Genomic DNA, 15,613 nt, shown 5'->3' on the forward strand with positions numbered 1-15,613 from the left:
CGTGCTGGCCGGCTTTGCGGCCTGCGGGTCCGGGCCAATTCCCTGACCACACCGACCGACGCTTCGCCGCCCGACGTTCCCGCATCTCCCCCACCCGCCCCCTCGAGGGGGTCCGGGGGGCATCATGCCCCCCGGCCGCCGGAGGCATTGCATTCTCTCCTTCCTTCCCCCCTCAAAAGAACTTCACAGGCGGCATGTCCCGGGGCGGAATGGCCAGGGGCCGGGCCGCGCGGCGGCCGAGCAGCAAGGCGGCGTGGCCCTTGCGCCCTTCCGGGATGCCGAGCATGCGCCCCAGGGGCGGATGGGCGTCCAGGGCGAAGATGAGGTAGCCGCACCAGCAGGCCCCGTAGCCGGCGGCCGCGGCCGCGATCTCCAGCCACGCCCCGGCGATGGCCGCGTCCAGGGCCGGGGTAATGCCGGCGTCCGGGGCGTGGGCCACGACCACATGGGGCGCGCCGCGAAAGATGACGTCCTTGCCCTTGGCCGCCGCCCGGGCCGCGCCGGCCAGGTGCAGGTCCCCGGCCCGGTCGCTTTTGGCCGCGACCTCCAGCCCGATCCAGTCGAGTACGCCGCGACGGGCCACGTCCATGCGCGCCGGGCCATCCACGACCACGTAGCCGACATCCCGGGCGTTGTGGCCGGTGGGGGCGTGGCGCACGGCCTCAATGAGCTTGAGGATTTCCTCGCGGGCCAGGGGCGCGGGGTCGTAGTTGCGGCAGGAGCGCCGGCTCATGAGCAGGTGGCGCAGGCCGGCGAAATCCGGCAGCCGCTTGCGGTCGATGGGCTCGAAATCCCCGGCCGGGAGCAACTCATTGACGAAGGCCCCGGTCGGGCAGGCCACCACGCAGTGGCCGCAACGGATGCAGTGGGCCTCGCGGCCGGCGAGCGGTTCGGGCCGGTCCCCTTCCCTCGCCTGGCGCACGAGGCTGGCCGGACAGGCGGCCGCGCACAGGCCGCAACCGGTGCAGGCCTCGCTTATGGTGAAAAGCGGCATCACTTCCCTTCCTTGTTGGCTGACGGCAGGCCGCCGAAGCGGGCGTTGATGACGGAGAGCGCCTGCTCCTCCCGTTCGACGTAGAGTTCCGGGGCGAACAGGGCCTTGTGCCCCCCGACCACGTGGCGCAGGCAGGAGGCCAGCGGCACGTGGCCGAAGGTGTGCCCCTGGCGGACCATGTCCCCGAACCAGGCCACGCCGATGTCGAGGACCCCCTGTCCGGTCTCGGGGTTGCCCATGTCCACGTAGGCCCCGAAGGGCCGGGCCGGGCCTTGGGGGCAGGTGGCCGGACGGACCTTGGCCATGTTGAGCAGGCAGCAGTATTCGTTGAGCCGGCATTCCGGCAGGGGCCAGGGATGCTCGACGAGCTCCCGGGTCGGCTCCTCGGTGTAGCGCCGCCGGTAGATGGCCGGGTCCAGGGTCTCGTAGAGCCCGCGCAGGGTCTGGAAATCGGGCCGATAGTCCCGGTAGCGCCCGGGACCGCAATGGCCGAGGTATTTGGCCGGGCACAGCCAGCACTGCCCCACTTCGCCCACGCCGGCGTGGTCGCCGAGGCTGCCGAGCAGCAGGCCCACGGCGTCGCCGATGAATTCGCAGTCGTTGTGCACGAGGAGCAGGTAGTTCTTGTCCGTGCGCTCGAAGGCGTACTGGTAGCGCAGGCTGTGGCGGTAGGCCTCGTCGCCCAGGCGCGCGGCGTTCACGGGATAGCGCCAGTTCATGTGGCGTGGCCGGAAATGGACGAGCCGGTCGCCCAGCAGGGCCAGGAGGTCGGCGTGGGCGAAGAGCGAATTGACCATGTCCGGCTCTTCGATGAAGTAGATCTTGTCGATGAACCGGCCGCTCTCGGCCAGCAGGGACAGCAGCGTCAGGGCCGTTTGCGCCGGTTTGCCGAAGACGTTGATCGCCACGTCCACGATGCGGGTCTTGTGCGCCATGCCTTGTCCTGCTTCCTTTTCGCGTAACGCCGTAGCCCAAGCTGTCCTGCCGGGCAAGCCCGTCAGGGAGCCGGCACAAGCCGCAGTTTGCGGAAAAAAAGCGCCATGGGCCGCAGGTCCGTGGGCGCGAAAGACGTCTTGCCCTGGTTCCAGTCGCCGTAGGCGATGGCCACGGCGTTCGTTCCCTTGCGACCGTTAATGGGCAGGCGCAGGCTTTTGACGGCGTCGGCGGCCATGTCGCTCACGACGGCGAGGACCTCGCCATTGGCGGCGACGGCCAGGCTCTGGCCGGGGATGACGTTGGCGAAGTCGCACTCGAGGATGTAGCGGCCGTCCCGGGGCAGCTCGAAGCGCAACTCGCTTTTGGGGCCAAGACCCCAGCGCCAGAGGTTGGCCTCGTTGTGCTCGATCTTGCCCAGTCCCTCCTCGCGCACGGCCAGCCCCGGGGAGTCGAAAAGGCCCACGGGCGCGATCTCGAGGTCGAAGCCCCGGAAGGCGGCGGTTTCGAGGTTGCCGCCCGGGTAGCGGGCCGTATAGGGGGCGCATACGGTCGTCAGGCGCAGGGCCAGCCGCCTGTACGGCCGGTCGCGCACGATGTTCACCGTCCGGCTGCCGGCCGGGTCCGGGCCGGTGGAGGTGAAAAGCGGCGCCGGCTCCTCGTCGTCGAAGACTGCGGAAAAGGCCATGGTGCTGCCCTTTCCCTCGTTCTTGTATTCGATGACCCACTGGAGAAGTTGGGGCGCGTCGCCGGCGGCGTTTTCCAGGCGGTATTCGAGGCTGGCCGGCCGGTCGTTCTCCGTGGCCAGGGCCTCGCCGCCCCAGTAGGGGTTGACGGTCATCCGGGCAAACGACGCTGCCTGGCGGTAGAAATCGGGAAAGGCCGCCCGGCGACGCAGATGAAACGGCACGGCGTCGACGACAGGCGCGGGCTCGCGGCGGATGGGCAGTTCGTACAGCCTGGCATTGAGCACCTGCTCGACCTTGTCGATGGGCCCCACGGCGGCGACGAACTCGGCCTCGGTTTTCCCCAGGTGCCCCCAGGTGTTGTAGGGCGCAAAGAAGGTGAGCGCGAAGTCGCCCGAGGATGCGCCCAGGTGCTGGACCTTGAAGGGATTTTCCGAGGTGAACCGGTCCAGGTACCAGGACACGGCGTTGACCGTGCCCGGGTCCGAGGAGGCCACCACCTGGCCGGGCCGCAGCCGCCAGGCCAGCTCCCGGGCCATGGGCTTGAAGTCCGTGACGAAGACCGGGTGGCGGTAGCTCGTGGCCTCGTAGTAGGCCTCGGGATGGCCGAAAACGACGCCTGCCGTCCCCAGGGCGGCCAGGGCCAGGGCCAAGGGCAAGGCCAGCCACTGCCTGGGCAGGAGCCGGGCGGCCTGACCGGCGAAGAGCGCCGCCGGCACGGTCATGTACAGGAAATGGCGCGGCGAGAAGTAGGCGGTCTTTCGCATGCAGAAGAGCACGGCCGCCGGCACGACGACCAGCAGCAGGCAGGCGGCCAGTTCCCGGGGGACGCGCCTGGCCATGGCCACGGCCCCGGCCAGGACCAGCGCGCCCATGGCCAGGCGCATGGCCGCGTCGTCGTGGCTCCACAGCACCATGGCCGCGTATTCGGCGATGAGCCGGCCGATGGCGGCGAAGCCGGCCTTGTCGGAAAAAATCGACAGCGTGGTTTGGCTCGGCAGGAAGAAAAAGAAAAAGACCGGCGCGGCCACGGCCAGGGTGGCCCCGGCGAAGGCGGCCAGCTGCCCGGTGGTCGTGCCCCGCCCGCCCGGCCGCCAGGACAGGAGGAGCACCACGCCCTCGGCGAAGGCGATCTGAAAGGTGAAGTAGTGCAGGAGGAAAAGCACGGCGTTGACGGCGGCGAGCCGCCACAGGTCGTCCCACTGGGGCCGGCGCAAAAAGCGCAGCAGGAAGTACAGGGAGAAGATGAAGAGGAGCGTCAGGATGGCGTAGGGCCGCACCTGGCGCACGTGCCAGACCTGCATGGCGCTGCCGGCCAGGAATCCGGCCGCGACCAGGCCCGTGGGCCGGTCGTAGAGGTCGGAAAAAAGCCGCCAGCAGGCGTAGATCGCGGCCAGCCCGCACAGGGCCGAGGGCAGGCGCAGGGCGAAATCCGACGTGCCGGCCGCTTCCACCAGCTTGATAAAGAGGTGGTAGAGCGGCGGATGCATCTCGCAGTGGCGGACGAAGTCGAGGATGTAGGCGACCGGAAACCGGGCCGTCAGCGGCACGAGGATCTCGTCCCACCACATGGACGGCACGCCCAGGTGGTACAGGCGCGTCCAGGCGGCGAGGCCGAGGATCGCCCACAGCGTCACACGCCAGGGCCAGGGCGCGGCGGTCGGGGGCGAGGCCGGGGATGGTGTGGTCGGCTGGGGCATGCGCGTTACAAATGGTCCCGGGGCGCGCCCGGAGCCGGCCTTGCCTGACGGGTGATCGAAAAAAGCGACGGTCGCGAAACAAACGCCGCCGCCCGGCCAGGGCCGGCGGCTCGATGCGGGCGGCCCGGACTAGATCCGATCGCTCCCGGCGTGCTCCCCTTCCTTGGCGTGCTCCACGGACTGCTGGGTGCGGGTGGCTTCCAGGCGCTTGACGAAGGCGTCGCGGCATTCGTAGCTGCAAAAAGCGTAGACCTTGTCGCCGTCGCGGGCGCGGATGTCGGCGTCGGCCGGCACGTAGGTGCCGCACACGGGGTCCTTGACCATCTCGCCGGTGGCGGCCATGCGCCTTTTCGTTTCGGCTTCCTTGTCCTTCTTGCGGCCCCGGTCGCCCATGAAAAGCTTGTATAAAATGAAGGCCGCCACGATCAGTATGAGCCAACGGTACATAATTGCTTCCCTCTCCCTTGCGGGGGCTGTCAGTCGCCGGTTTCTAGGCTATTTCCGGAGATTTTGAAAGGGATTTTCGAAAGGGCCTCGGCCACGGTTCCGCCCTGCCCGTCCGGGATGACGGCATGGGGCGCGATGTCGGCCAGGGGAACCAGGACGAAGGCGCGCTCGCGCAGCCGGGGATGGGGCACGGTCAAGTCCGGTTCGTCGATGCGCCGGTCCCCGTAGAGCAGGATGTCGAGGTCGAGGGTGCGCGGTCCGTAGCGCCTGTCCGTGCGCACCCGGCCAAGCGCCGCCTCGATTTCCCAAAGTGTGGCGAGCAGCCGTCCGGGCGACCAGTCCGGCCCCAGTTCCAGGGCCACGACCTGGTTCAGGTAACGCGGCTGGTCGGCGTCGCCCCAGGGTGGGGTCTCGTAGACGGGGCTTGCGGCGACGAGCCGCGCCCCCGCGAGCGCGCCGAGGCGCTCGCGGGCGGCGCGAAGCGTGGCCTGCCTGTCCCCGAGGTTGGACCCGAGTCCCAGGTAGGCCGTTACCAATGTCGCGTCCGCAAAATGCGTGCCCGCATATTTCACAGACAACTTGCCTGACGAATTCTCTTTTTCTTAAAAAATACTATCGTATTTTTTAAGGTGCTAGACCTTGCTGGCGATGCGAGACAGCGCCTCCTCCATGCGGGCCACGGGCACCGTCATGGCGATGCGGAAATAGCCTTCCCCGGGCGCGCCGAAGCCGTTGCCCGGCGTGACCACCACGCCCGTCTCCTGGAGCACGCGGGTGACGAAGGCGGCCGAGGTCTGGCCGGCCGGCACCTTGCACCAGAGGTAGAAGGAGGCCTTGGGCGTGCGGCAACTGATGCCCATCTTGGACAGGGCGGCCACGGCCACGTCGCGGCGCTCCTTGTACACGGCCCGGAACTTCTCGGCGTAGGGCTCGCCCTGCTGCAGGGCGGCGATGCCCGCCTCCTGCACGGCCTGGAAGATGCCCGAATCCACGTTCTCCTTGATCTTGCCCAGGCCCTTGACCAGACCGGCGTTGCCCACGGCCATGCCGATGCGCCAGCCCGTCATGTTGTAGGTCTTGGACAGGGAGTGGAACTCGATGGCCACGTCGCGCGCGCCGTCGATCTCCAGGATGGAAAGGGGCTTGTCGGCCGGGTCGTAGTACATCTCGGTGTAGGCGGCGTCCGAGACGACGATGGTGTCCGTTTCCCGGGCCTTGGCCACCAGCTTTTCGTAGAAGGAGCGCGGGGCCGTGGCCGAGGTGGGGTTGTTGGGGTAGTTGACGAAGATCATCTTGGCCCGAGCCCATTCGGCGTCGGTCACGGCGTCGAGGTCGGGCAGGAAGTCGTTCTGTTCGAGCAGCGGCAGGTTTTTGACCTCGCCGCCGCAAAAGCCCGTGGCCACGGGATAGACCGGGTAGTTGGGCGGGCACACCAGCACGAGGTCGCCGGGGTTGACGTAGGCCAGGGGGAAATGGGCGATGCCTTCCTTGGAGCCGATGAGGCTGACCACTTCGGACTGGGGGGCGAGGGAGACGCCGAAGCGGGCCTTGTACCAGTCGGCCACGGCGGCGCGGAAGGCCAGCAGCCCCACGTAGTCCGGGTACTGGTGGTTGGCCGGCTTTTTCGCCGCCTCGCACAGGGCCTCGACGATGAAGTCCGGAGTGGGCATGTCGGGGTCGCCGATGCCGAGCGAAATGATGTCCACGCCGCGGGCCCGGACCTGGGCCTTGACGCGGTCGATTTCGGCGAAAAGATATGGAGGCAGCGCGGCCAGGCGATCGGCCATGGGAAAATCGGTCATGGATGGAGGCTCCTTTGGCGTGTCTCGCCCTTGCGGGCTTTGGGCGCACGACACTAATGACGAGCAAATGCCCCTGTCAAGACGCGCGCCGCGACCCGGGTCGGGGAAAAGCCGGCGTTGAAGCCCGGGGCGAATCGTGTCAGTGTGGCGGCCGCGCGCACCATGAGCACGGAACAAACGCCTTTCTCCCCTGCCCCGACCCACCCCTGGGTGGAACGCTACCTGGAACACCTGATCGTGGCCAAGGGGCTCTCCGAGCATTCCATTGCCGCCTATTCTACCGACATCACAAGTTTTTTGATTTTCTTAAACAGCCACGACGCGCGCCTGGAAGGCGTCACCGACGACACGCTCTTCCTCTACCTGGTGCACCTGCGCTCCCGGGGCCTGGCCAGCCGCTCCCTGGCCCGCCACCTCTCGGCCCTGCGCGGCTTTTTCGCCTTTGCCGCGGACGAGTCCTGGCTGCCCGAATCCCCGGCGGCGCTGATCGAAAACCCCAAGCTGCCGCGCCTGCTCCCGGACGTGCTCTCCAGGGAGCAGGTCGAAAAGCTCCTGGACGCGCCGGACACGGACACGCCGCTGGGGTTTCGCGACCGGACCATGCTGGAGCTGCTTTACGCCGCCGGGCTTCGCGTCTCGGAACTGGTGGGCCTGCGCCTGGGGGACTACGACGCCCAGGCCGGGCTCCTGCGCGTCTTCGGCAAGGGGGCCAAGGAGCGCCTGACCCCCATCCACGCCCTGGCCCGGGAGTTTCTCGCCACGTATCTCCAGACCGTCCGCGGGGCCTTTCACCCGCGCGAGCAGTTCGTCTTCCTCAACCGCTCCGGCAAGGGCCTCACCCGGCAGGCCGTGTGGAAGGGCATCAAGCGCCATGCCCTGGCCGCCGGCATCCCGGACACCATCTCGCCCCACAGCCTGCGCCACTCCTTCGCCACGCACCTGCTCGAAGGCGGGGCCGACCTGCGCACCGTGCAGACCCTGCTCGGCCATGCCGACATCAGCGCCACGGAAATCTACACCCATGTCCAGGCGGCCCGCCTCCTGGCCGTGCACCGCGCCCATCACCCCCGGTCCGGGCCGTCCAAACCGGCGGATGAGGACGAAAAGGGGTAAGGTGAAGATGGGGATGGGGATGGGGATGGAAAGCGCCTCCGGCGGCCAGGAGGGGCGACGGCCCCTCCTGGACCTCCCGAAGGGGGAGACGTATGTGCAAGCGTAACTCTATTTGGTTAAAGCGAATTCTCCAAAAACTTCAAGAAGAACTTTACTTATGAGTTTTCCTCCGAAACCGCCGCTGCAACAAGCCCCGGTCATCATCACCGGACACGCCAACGCCGACTTCGACTGCCTGGCCGCCATCATCGCCGCCGGCAAGCTCTATCCCGGCGCGACCCTCATCTTCCCGGGCAGCCAGGAGAAAAACCTGCGCCATTTCTTCATTCAAAGCGCGACGTATCTGTTCAACTTCAAGAACTTCAAGGACATCGACCCGGAGAGCGTGCATACCCTGATCCTGGTGGACACCCGCCAGCGCTCCCGCGTGCCCCACATCGAGCCGGTCTTCGCCAACGAGAACCTCGTCATCCACTGCTACGACCACCACCCGGACACGGACGAGGACGTGCCGGCGGCCACCAGCGTGGTGAAGCCCTGGGGCTCGACCACGGCCATCCTCATGGAACGCATCATGGCCGAGGACCTGCCCCTGACCACGGACGAGGCCACCATCCTGGGGCTCGGCATCTACGAGGACACGGGTTCCTTCACCTTCGCCTCCACCACCGAGCACGACCTGGCCGCCGCCGCCTGGCTGCGCTCGCGGGGCATGGACGTGGGCGTCATCGCCGACCTCATGACGCGCGAGCTCTCCTCGGAGCAGATCACCATCATGAGCCAGCTCATCGAGTCGGCCCAGACCCACGACATCAACGGCGTGGAGGTGGTCATCGCCGAGGCCACCAGCGACCAGTACATCGGCGACTTCGCCCTGCTCGTGCACAAGTTTCTGGATATGGAAAACCTGCGCGTGCTCTTCGCCATCGGCCTGATGAACGACCGGGTGCACCTGGTGGCGCGCTCACGCAGCCCTGACGTGGACGTAGGCAGGATCTGCGCCTCCCTCGGCGGCGGCGGCCACCCCTACGCCGCTTCGGCCTCCATCAAGAACCGCACGCTCACCCAAGTGCGCGAGGAGCTCTTCGGGCTGCTCTATTCCCAGGTCAACCCGCAGATCCTCGTGCGCCAGCTCATGAGCAAGCCGGCCGTGTCCATCGAGGAGACCTCCACCATGCGCCGGGCCGAGGAGATCATGACCCGCTACGGCCTCAAAGCCCTGCCCGTGGTCGTGGGCAAGGGCAACCGCCGCTGCGTGGGCGTCATCGAACACGACATCATGGACAAGGCCATCAACCACGGCCTGGGCGACGTGCCGGTGTCCGAATACATGATCCGCGACCCGGCCGTGGTCACGCCGGAAACCGACCTCTACCCGGTCATGGAGATCATCCTGGGCCGGCGGCAACGGCTCGTGCCGGTGGTGGAAAACGGCCGGCTCACGGGCGTTGTCACGCGCACGGACCTGGTCAACACCCTGGTCAAGGAGCCGGCCCGGATTCCCGAGTCGCTCCTGCCCGAGCGCAAGCGCGACCGCAACATCGGGGGCCTGCTGCGTGAACGGCTCCCTCAAGCGTTGCTTGAACTTTTAAGGAAAGCCGGAACCCTGGGCCACACGCTCGGCTACGGCGTGTACGTGGTCGGAGGCTTCGTGCGCGACGTGCTCCTCAAGCATCCCAACTTCGACGTGGACCTGGTGGTGGAGGGCGACGGCATCGCCTTCGCCGCTGCCCTCGCCCGGGAGCTCGGCGGCCGCTACAAGGCACACCCCAAGTTCAAGACCGCCGTGGTGGTGCTGCCGGGCGACCAGCGCGTGGACGTGGCCACGGCCCGACTCGAATACTACGAATACCCGGCCGCCCTGCCGACCGTGGAACTCTCCTCCATCAAGATGGACCTCTACCGCCGGGACTTCACGGTCAACGCCCTGGCCGTGCACCTCTCGCCCGAGCGCTTCGGCGACCTGGTGGACTTCTTCGGGGCCCAGCGCGACATCAAGGACCGGGTCTTGCGGGTGCTCCATTCCTTAAGCTTCGTCGAGGACCCCACCCGCATCGTGCGCGCCATCCGGTTCAGCGAACGCTTCGGCTTCCGCATCGGCGGCCAGACCGACCGGCTGATCAAAAACGCCGTGCGCCACAACTTCTTCCACAAGCTCTCGGGCAGCCGCGTCTTTCACGAACTGCGTTTGATCCTGGAGGAAAAAACGCCGCTGGCCTGCCTGCGGCGCATGCAGGAATACAAGCTGCTCCCCGCCATCCACCCCCTGCTCGCCCTGACCCCGGCCCGGGAGGCGGTGCTCATGGAGGTGGAAAACGTCATCAACTGGTACCGCCTGCTCTACATCGAGCCCGCGCCCCAGCCCTGGCTGGTCTACTTCCTGGCGCTGTGCTCGGGCATGGACGCCCAGCAGTTCGGCGTCATCGGCAAGCGCCTCAACTTCTCCAAGCGCACGGCCGAGGACATTTCGCGCCTGCGGGCGCAAATCCGCGACACCGCCCAGGGGCTTTTCAACTGGGAGTACCACAAGGGGCCGCTGTCCGAACTCTACTTCCTGCTCGAGCACCTGCCCGTGGAGGGCGCGCTCTTCCTCATGGCCCGAAACCCCCGCGAGCCGCTCCAGAAGTACGTGTCGCTCTTCCTCACCACCCTGCGGGGCAAGCGGGTGGAGATCACGGGCAACGACCTCAAGGCGCTCGGCATCGAGCCCGGGCCGCGCTACACGGCCATCCTCAAGCAGGTCACGGCCGCGGCCGTGGACGGCCAGGCCGCCTGCCGGGCCGAACAGCTGGAGATGCTGCGCCGCCTGGCGGCCGGGGAATCCATCGCCCCGCTGCTCTCCCGCAATAGCGGCGGCGAGCGTTGCGCCCTGCCCGCTTCTCCGCCCTTTCCCCCGGCTGCCGGGCGGGAGGATACGGAGCCTGACCGTCCCGTGGATGCTGGTCCGGCGGCAGGTGCCCCCGGAAAACCTCAAGAAGGACTTTAACGTTGAAACCGGACCCGCGGGCCGGGGCAACGCCCGCCCGCGCGCCCGGCTCGACATTTGCCCGGCTTGACGCTAGGCTATCATCGCCTTTCGCCGCATCACAGCAACAGCCCTTCCGAAGGATATTCCGTATGCCCTGCCCCAGCTTCACCGTCCACGGTCCGGAGGATTTCGGACCCATCCGCGCCATGCTCGCCAGTCGCGAGGAAGCGGCCGGCGACGCCGCCCAGAAGGTCGAGCGCATCCTGGCCGACGTGCGCCAGCGCGGCGACGAGGCCCTGGTGGACTTCACCAGCCGCTTCGACTGCCAGACCTTCGACGCCGGCTGCCTGCGCGTGGCCCCGGCCGACATCGCCGCCGGACTGGCCTCCATCCCCGAGGCCGACGCGGCCGTCATCGCCGAGGCGGCCGGGAACATCCGCGCCTTCCACGCCGCCCAGAAGGAGAACTCCTGGTGGGTTCCCTCCCCCGACGGCACCATGCTCGGCCAGATCGTCACCCCGGTGGACGCGGCCGGCTGCTACGTGCCCGGCGGCCGGGGCGGCGAGACGCCGCTGATTTCGAGCCTGCTCATGAACGCCATCCCGGCGCAGGTGGCCGGGGTCCCCCGCATCGTGGCCGTGTCCCCGCCCCGGGCGGACGGCTCTCTCAATCCGTATATCCTGGCCGCTGCCGCCATCTGCGGCATCGAGGAAGTCTACCGCGTGGGCAGCGCCTGGGCCATCGCCGCCCTGGCCTACGGCACGGCGGCCATCGCCCCGGTGGACGTGGTGGTCGGCCCGGGCAACATCTACGTGACCACGGCCAAGCGCCTGCTCATCGGGACCATCGGCATCGATATGATCGCCGGCCCGAGCGAGATCGCCATCCTGGCCGACGCCTCGGCCAATCCCGAGTGGCTGGCCGCGGACATGCTGTCCCAGGCCGAGCACGACCCCATGGCCGCGGCCATCTGCCTGTCCACGGACGCGGCCCAACTCGAGGCCGTGTGTCGGGAACTCGAGCGCCAACTGGCGCAGTTGCCGCGAAACGAGATCGCCGCCACGTCGCTCGGCCGTTTCGGGGCCCTGGTTGCCGTGCCGGACCTCGAGGTCGGCATGGCGCTGATAAACGCCATCGCCCCGGAGCACTTCGAGCTGTGCGTGGCCGATCCCTGGGCGCTGGTCGGCAAGGTGCGCCACGCCGGGGCGGTCTTCATGGGGCACCACTGCCCCGAGCCCGTGGGCGACTATTTCGCCGGCCCCAACCACGTGCTGCCGACCATGGGCACGGCCCGCTTCTCCTCGGCCCTGTCCGTGGCCACCTTCACCAAAAAGACCAGCCTCATCGCCGCCGCGCCGGGCTACGTGTCCGCCCACGGCGCGAAGATCGCCCGCCTGGCCCGGCTGGAAAACCTGGAAGCCCACGCCCGCAGCGTGGAATGCCGGCTCAAGAAAGCCTAAACGAGGAATCCCCATGCACGCCGTGACCGAAACCGACATCAAGGCCTATCCCCTGCGCTCCCGGGGCAAGGTCCGCGACATCTACGAACTCTCGCCCGAGAGCCTGCTCATCGTCACCACGGACCGCATCTCGGCCTATGACGTCATCATGCCCGACCCCATCCCGCAAAAGGGCGTGATCCTCAACCAGATCACGCTCTTTTGGATGGACATGTTCAAGGACATGATCCCCAACCACCTGCTGGCCACGCGCACGGCCGAGTTCCCGGCCGGGCTCGCGCCCTGGGCGGACATGCTCGAAGGCCGGGCCGTGGTGGCCAAGAAGGCCAAGCCGCTGCCCATCGAGTGCATCGTGCGCGGCTGCATCACCGGCTCGGGGCTCAAGGACTACCAGGCCACGGGCCAGGTCTGCGGCCGTGCCCTGCCGGCCGGGCTGAAGGAGTCGGACTGGCTTCCCGAGCCGCTCTTCACGCCCTCGACCAAGGCGGACCTGGGGGCCCACGACGAGAACATCACGTTGGAAAAGGCCAAGGACATGATCGGCAAGGCGCTGTGCGACAAGGTGGAGGCTGTCAGCCTCGCCATGTACGCCAAGGCCCGGGACTATGCCCGAGAGCGCGGCATCATCATCGCCGACACCAAGTTCGAGTTCGGGCTGCTCGGCGAGGAGCTCATCCTCATCGACGAGGTGCTCACCCCGGATTCCTCGCGCTTCTGGCCGGCCGAGGGCTATGCGCCGGGCAAGTCCCAGCCGAGCTTCGACAAGCAATACCTGCGCGACTGGCTGACGTCCGTGGGCTTTGACAAAAAGCCGCCCGCACCGCATCTGCCCCAGGAAATCGTGGTCAAGACCCGCGAAAAGTACCTTGCCGCCTACGAGGTGCTGACCGGGAAAAAACTGTTCTGACGGACATTTTTTCCTTGCCTGAGCAAGGGGTTTAGGATAGATAGACGAGCTCTTGCGGAGAGGTGTCCGAGCGGCCGAAGGAGTACGATTGGAAATCGTATGTACCTTAACGGGTACCGAGGGTTCAAATCCCTCCCTCTCCGCCACAAATTTAGGGAAGTCGGGCGGCGGTTCCGCCGCCAACCCCGTCAGGTCCGAAAGGAAGCAGCGGTAACGGTTGGAGCCGGGTGTCCGGCTTCCCTTGAAAGCGCGAGGAGACTCGCGCTTTTTTTTTTGGTTGCAAATGCCGCCGCCCGGCCGCCGCCGCGACACAGGGGCCACGTGCCGATTCCCTTCCCGCCGCTGCCGGCGCGTCAGGCTTGGTTCGCTCCGGGAATTATTCCAAGGCCGGGCCGCCTTCCCGGAAACTCCGCTAGCTTTCCAGAAAATCCAGCTCCGTGCCGGCCAGGGCGACCTGTCCGCCCGTCAGGCGGCCGGTCTCGATGCCGAAGCGCAAGAGTTCCCCCAGCGTCAGGGGCGCGGCCACGGGCAGCGGAAAATCCGCCTTTTTCGAGCGCGGGCGCTTGTCCACGAAGACGAAAAGCGAGACCGCGCCGGCCCCCTGCTCCGTAAAGGCCCGGGCGGCAACCAGGGCCGTGCCGCCGGAGGTGAGCACGTCGTCGACGAGGCGCACCGGCTCGCCGGAAAGCCGGCCGAACACCTGCCCGGCCAGGCCCTTTTCCGAGCCGTCGGCGCGGAAAAGGGTCAGCGGCAGGCCGAACCGGGCGGCGAACGCCCCGGCCAGCACCGGGGAAAGCAGGCTCGCCGCCGTGCCGAGGCCCGTGCGGCCCTCCCCGAGCCATTCCCCGAACACGTCGCCGAGAAGAGCCAGGTTTTCCGGGGCGCACACGAAATGGCGCAGCGACACGTAGACGTGGCTGACGCGCCCGGACTTGAGCGTCACGGGCTCGGGCGAAACCGTCACGGCCCGCCCCTGCCACAGGGCCTGGCAAAGCATCTCCGCCGTTTCCATGGTCCCTCCTCGGGTCGCCGTCGCCGGCCGGGGAGGCGGGACGCGCCCGCCTCCCCGGCCGCGGGTCACTGAGCGGCCTTGTGGCTGTCGTACATCTCCAGGTGCTCGCGCAGCATCTCCGGGATGGGCAGGTTGTAGGGGCAGCGCGCGGCGCACTCGCCGCAGTCCACGCAGTCGCGCACGGTCTCCATGGTCGCGCCGGCGAACTTCACCGCCTTGGCCGGGGACATGCGCTTGGCCACTACCCGGTACATCATGGCGTAGGTGATGCTCACCCCCTGCGGGCAGGGCTGGCAGTATTCGCAACGCCGGCAGAAGCGCGAGCCGAGCTCGTCGCGGTAGGCCTGGGCCTTGGCCTCGTCGGCCTCGGTCCAGACGCTTTCCCCGGAATAGACGACCACGGCCTGATCCACCTGTGCGACGGTGTCGCAGCCCGGCAAGGCGATGAGGTCGTCCGAGCGGCGCAGGAAACGCAGGGCCAGATCGCCGTCGTCGAGCATGCCGCCGGCGAAGGGCTTCATGACCAGGATGCCCATGCCGGCGGCCTTGGCCTCCGGAAAGAGCTGCGCCGCGGATTCGGTCTCCACGATGTTGTAGGGAAACTGGATGGTGGCGAAAAGCCCTGTGGCCACGAGCTTGCGGGCCATCTCCAGGCTGTGGGAGGTGATGCCCACATGGCGGATCTTCCCCTGGACCTTGGCCTTTTCCAGAGCCTCCATGGCCCCGCCCGGCCCGAGCAGGGCGTCGAACTCCTCGGGCTTGGACACCTGGTGGGGCTGGTAGAGGTCGATATGGTCCGTGCCGAGGCGCTTGAGGGAAAGCTCCAGCTCCTCCATGGCTTCCTTGGCCCCGCGCTGGCCGGTCTTGGTGGCGATGACCACCTTGTCGCGGATGCCGGTGAAGGCCCGGCCCATCTTCTCCTCGCTGTCCGCATAGCGGTTGGCCGTGTCGAAGAAGGTGACGCCCCGGTCCACGGCGTGGCGCAGGACCACGGCCGCCTCCTCGAAGTTCAGGCGGATGATGGGAATGCCGCCGAAGCCCACGGCGGAGACCATGATGCCGGTTTTTCCAAGCGCAACTTGACGCATGACGTCCTCCTCAGGATGCCGGGGAAGCGGTTTCGGCCTCGGGAACGGCGACGGCCAGGACCGCCACGCCCAGGGCGCAGATCACGCCGGAAAGGACCATGGTCGCCGGCGCGCCGACGAGGCTGCCCACGGTTCCGGCGAAAAGGGAGCCGAAGGGCGCCATGCCGACCAGGGTGATGGCATACAGCGCCATGACCCGGCCGCGCAAGGCGTCCGGGCTTCGCAGCTGCAACAGCGTGTTGGCGGCGGCGAAGAAAAGGATCAAACAAAAGCCGAGCACCGGCGACAGGGCCAGGGACAGCCAGAAGTTGCGGGAAAGGCCGAACGCCACCAGGGCGACGCCGAAGCCGACCCCGGCCAGGACGCGCACGCGCCAAAGCCCCCGGCTCTCCCTTCGGATGGCCAGGGTCAGGGCGGCGGCCACGCTGCCAAGACCCGTGCCCGCCGTGACGAAGCCCAGGCCCTGGGCCCCGTGCCCCAGCACGGCGTCCACCATCACCGGC

At 67.9% G+C, this 15,613-nt stretch carries 13 protein-coding genes, 1 tRNA gene and 1 other RNA gene; 6 read left to right on the forward strand and 9 right to left on the reverse strand.

The features are described from left to right. Nucleotides 1–172 precede the first annotated feature (172 nt). From Q1K70_RS08395 to Q1K70_RS08420, 6 genes are all read right to left on the reverse strand, one after another. On the reverse strand, nucleotides 173–994 hold the full coding sequence (locus Q1K70_RS08395) for a nitroreductase family protein (protein WP_300157795.1): 822 nt from the start codon (nucleotides 992–994) through the stop codon (nucleotides 173–175). After that, a complete protein-coding gene (locus tag Q1K70_RS08400) occupies nucleotides 994–1,929 on the reverse strand; it encodes a hypothetical protein (protein WP_300157798.1) in 936 nt (311 codons plus the stop codon). Before Q1K70_RS08400 ends, Q1K70_RS08395 begins: the two co-directional genes overlap by 1 nt. Before the next feature lie 62 nt (nucleotides 1,930–1,991). Continuing rightward, nucleotides 1,992–4,313 (reverse strand): glycosyltransferase family 39 protein, encoded by a 2,322-nt coding sequence (locus tag Q1K70_RS08405; RefSeq protein WP_300157800.1) that lies wholly within the window; start codon nucleotides 4,311–4,313, stop codon nucleotides 1,992–1,994. A gap of 129 nt (nucleotides 4,314–4,442) precedes the next feature. Next, nucleotides 4,443–4,760, reverse strand: a complete 318-nt coding sequence (locus Q1K70_RS08410) for a transcriptional regulator (RefSeq protein WP_300157802.1) — start codon at nucleotides 4,758–4,760, stop codon at nucleotides 4,443–4,445. A 29-nt stretch (nucleotides 4,761–4,789) separates the two neighbouring features. Next, nucleotides 4,790–5,296: a 2-amino-4-hydroxy-6-hydroxymethyldihydropteridine diphosphokinase gene (gene folK / locus Q1K70_RS08415; protein WP_300157804.1), complete on the reverse strand. Its 507-nt coding sequence runs from the start codon at nucleotides 5,294–5,296 to the stop codon at nucleotides 4,790–4,792. A gap of 96 nt (nucleotides 5,297–5,392) precedes the next feature. Next, the gene (locus Q1K70_RS08420) at nucleotides 5,393–6,562 is read right to left on the reverse strand and encodes an LL-diaminopimelate aminotransferase (RefSeq protein ID WP_300157806.1); all 1,170 of its coding nucleotides are present in this window, start codon (nucleotides 6,560–6,562) and stop codon (nucleotides 5,393–5,395) included. A 162-nt stretch (nucleotides 6,563–6,724) separates the two neighbouring features. Between Q1K70_RS08420 and xerD the strand changes: the two genes are divergently transcribed. The 6 genes from xerD to ffs all read left to right on the forward strand — a co-directional run bounded on the left by xerD (nucleotide 6,725) and on the right by ffs (nucleotide 13,257). Next, nucleotides 6,725–7,675: a site-specific tyrosine recombinase XerD gene (gene xerD / locus Q1K70_RS08425; RefSeq protein ID WP_300157807.1), complete on the forward strand. Its 951-nt coding sequence runs from the start codon at nucleotides 6,725–6,727 to the stop codon at nucleotides 7,673–7,675. A 157-nt stretch (nucleotides 7,676–7,832) separates the two neighbouring features. After that, a complete protein-coding gene (locus Q1K70_RS08430; RefSeq protein WP_300157808.1) occupies nucleotides 7,833–10,661 on the forward strand; it encodes a CBS domain-containing protein in 2,829 nt (942 codons plus the stop codon). Nucleotides 10,662–10,792: 131 nt separating this feature from the next. Then, the gene (gene hisD / locus Q1K70_RS08435) at nucleotides 10,793–12,103 is read left to right on the forward strand and encodes a histidinol dehydrogenase (RefSeq protein WP_300157810.1); all 1,311 of its coding nucleotides are present in this window, start codon (nucleotides 10,793–10,795) and stop codon (nucleotides 12,101–12,103) included. 13 nt (nucleotides 12,104–12,116) lie between these two features. Next, nucleotides 12,117–13,010 (forward strand): phosphoribosylaminoimidazolesuccinocarboxamide synthase, encoded by an 894-nt coding sequence (locus Q1K70_RS08440; protein WP_300157812.1) that lies wholly within the window; start codon nucleotides 12,117–12,119, stop codon nucleotides 13,008–13,010. A 56-nt stretch (nucleotides 13,011–13,066) separates the two neighbouring features. After that, nucleotides 13,067–13,156: transfer RNA gene (locus Q1K70_RS08445), tRNA-Ser, on the forward strand. A gap of 5 nt (nucleotides 13,157–13,161) precedes the next feature. Continuing rightward, nucleotides 13,162–13,257, forward strand: an RNA gene (gene ffs, locus Q1K70_RS08450) — signal recognition particle sRNA small type. 165 nt (nucleotides 13,258–13,422) lie between these two features. Here ffs and Q1K70_RS08455 read toward each other — a convergent pair. The 3 genes from Q1K70_RS08455 to Q1K70_RS08465 all read right to left on the reverse strand — a co-directional run. Further along, on the reverse strand, nucleotides 13,423–14,022 hold the full coding sequence (locus Q1K70_RS08455) for a phosphoribosyltransferase family protein (RefSeq protein WP_300157814.1): 600 nt from the start codon (nucleotides 14,020–14,022) through the stop codon (nucleotides 13,423–13,425). Nucleotides 14,023–14,087: 65 nt separating this feature from the next. Continuing rightward, nucleotides 14,088–15,110: an aldo/keto reductase gene (locus Q1K70_RS08460; protein ID WP_300157816.1), complete on the reverse strand. Its 1,023-nt coding sequence runs from the start codon at nucleotides 15,108–15,110 to the stop codon at nucleotides 14,088–14,090. 10 nt (nucleotides 15,111–15,120) lie between these two features. Then, a partial coding sequence (locus Q1K70_RS08465) for an MFS transporter (RefSeq protein WP_300157818.1) occupies nucleotides 15,121–15,613 on the reverse strand: 493 nt, incomplete at its 5' end.

The sequence above is a fragment of the Solidesulfovibrio sp. genome (assembly GCF_029978005.1).
Taxonomy (GTDB): domain Bacteria; phylum Desulfobacterota; class Desulfovibrionia; order Desulfovibrionales; family Desulfovibrionaceae; genus Solidesulfovibrio.

Excerpts from the sequence above, each read along its gene's own strand:
- Q1K70_RS08455 (WP_300157814.1), bottom strand. The coding sequence starts at position 14,022 with ATGGAAACGGCGGAGATGCTTTGCCAGGCCCTGTGGCAGGGGCGGGCC.
- Q1K70_RS08400 (WP_300157798.1), bottom strand. The coding sequence starts at position 1,929 with ATGGCGCACAAGACCCGCATCGTGGACGTGGCGATCAACGTCTTCGGC.
- Q1K70_RS08405 (WP_300157800.1), bottom strand. The coding sequence starts at position 4,313 with ATGCCCCAGCCGACCACACCATCCCCGGCCTCGCCCCCGACCGCCGCG.
- xerD (WP_300157807.1), top strand. The coding sequence starts at position 6,725 with ATGAGCACGGAACAAACGCCTTTCTCCCCTGCCCCGACCCACCCCTGG.
- Q1K70_RS08420 (WP_300157806.1), bottom strand. The coding sequence starts at position 6,562 with ATGACCGATTTTCCCATGGCCGATCGCCTGGCCGCGCTGCCTCCATAT.
- Q1K70_RS08440 (WP_300157812.1), top strand. The coding sequence starts at position 12,117 with ATGCACGCCGTGACCGAAACCGACATCAAGGCCTATCCCCTGCGCTCC.
- Q1K70_RS08460 (WP_300157816.1), bottom strand. The coding sequence starts at position 15,110 with ATGCGTCAAGTTGCGCTTGGAAAAACCGGCATCATGGTCTCCGCCGTG.
- Q1K70_RS08430 (WP_300157808.1), top strand. The coding sequence starts at position 7,833 with ATGAGTTTTCCTCCGAAACCGCCGCTGCAACAAGCCCCGGTCATCATC.
- hisD (WP_300157810.1), top strand. The coding sequence starts at position 10,793 with ATGCCCTGCCCCAGCTTCACCGTCCACGGTCCGGAGGATTTCGGACCC.
- Q1K70_RS08395 (WP_300157795.1), bottom strand. The coding sequence starts at position 994 with ATGCCGCTTTTCACCATAAGCGAGGCCTGCACCGGTTGCGGCCTGTGC.
- Q1K70_RS08410 (WP_300157802.1), bottom strand. The coding sequence starts at position 4,760 with ATGTACCGTTGGCTCATACTGATCGTGGCGGCCTTCATTTTATACAAG.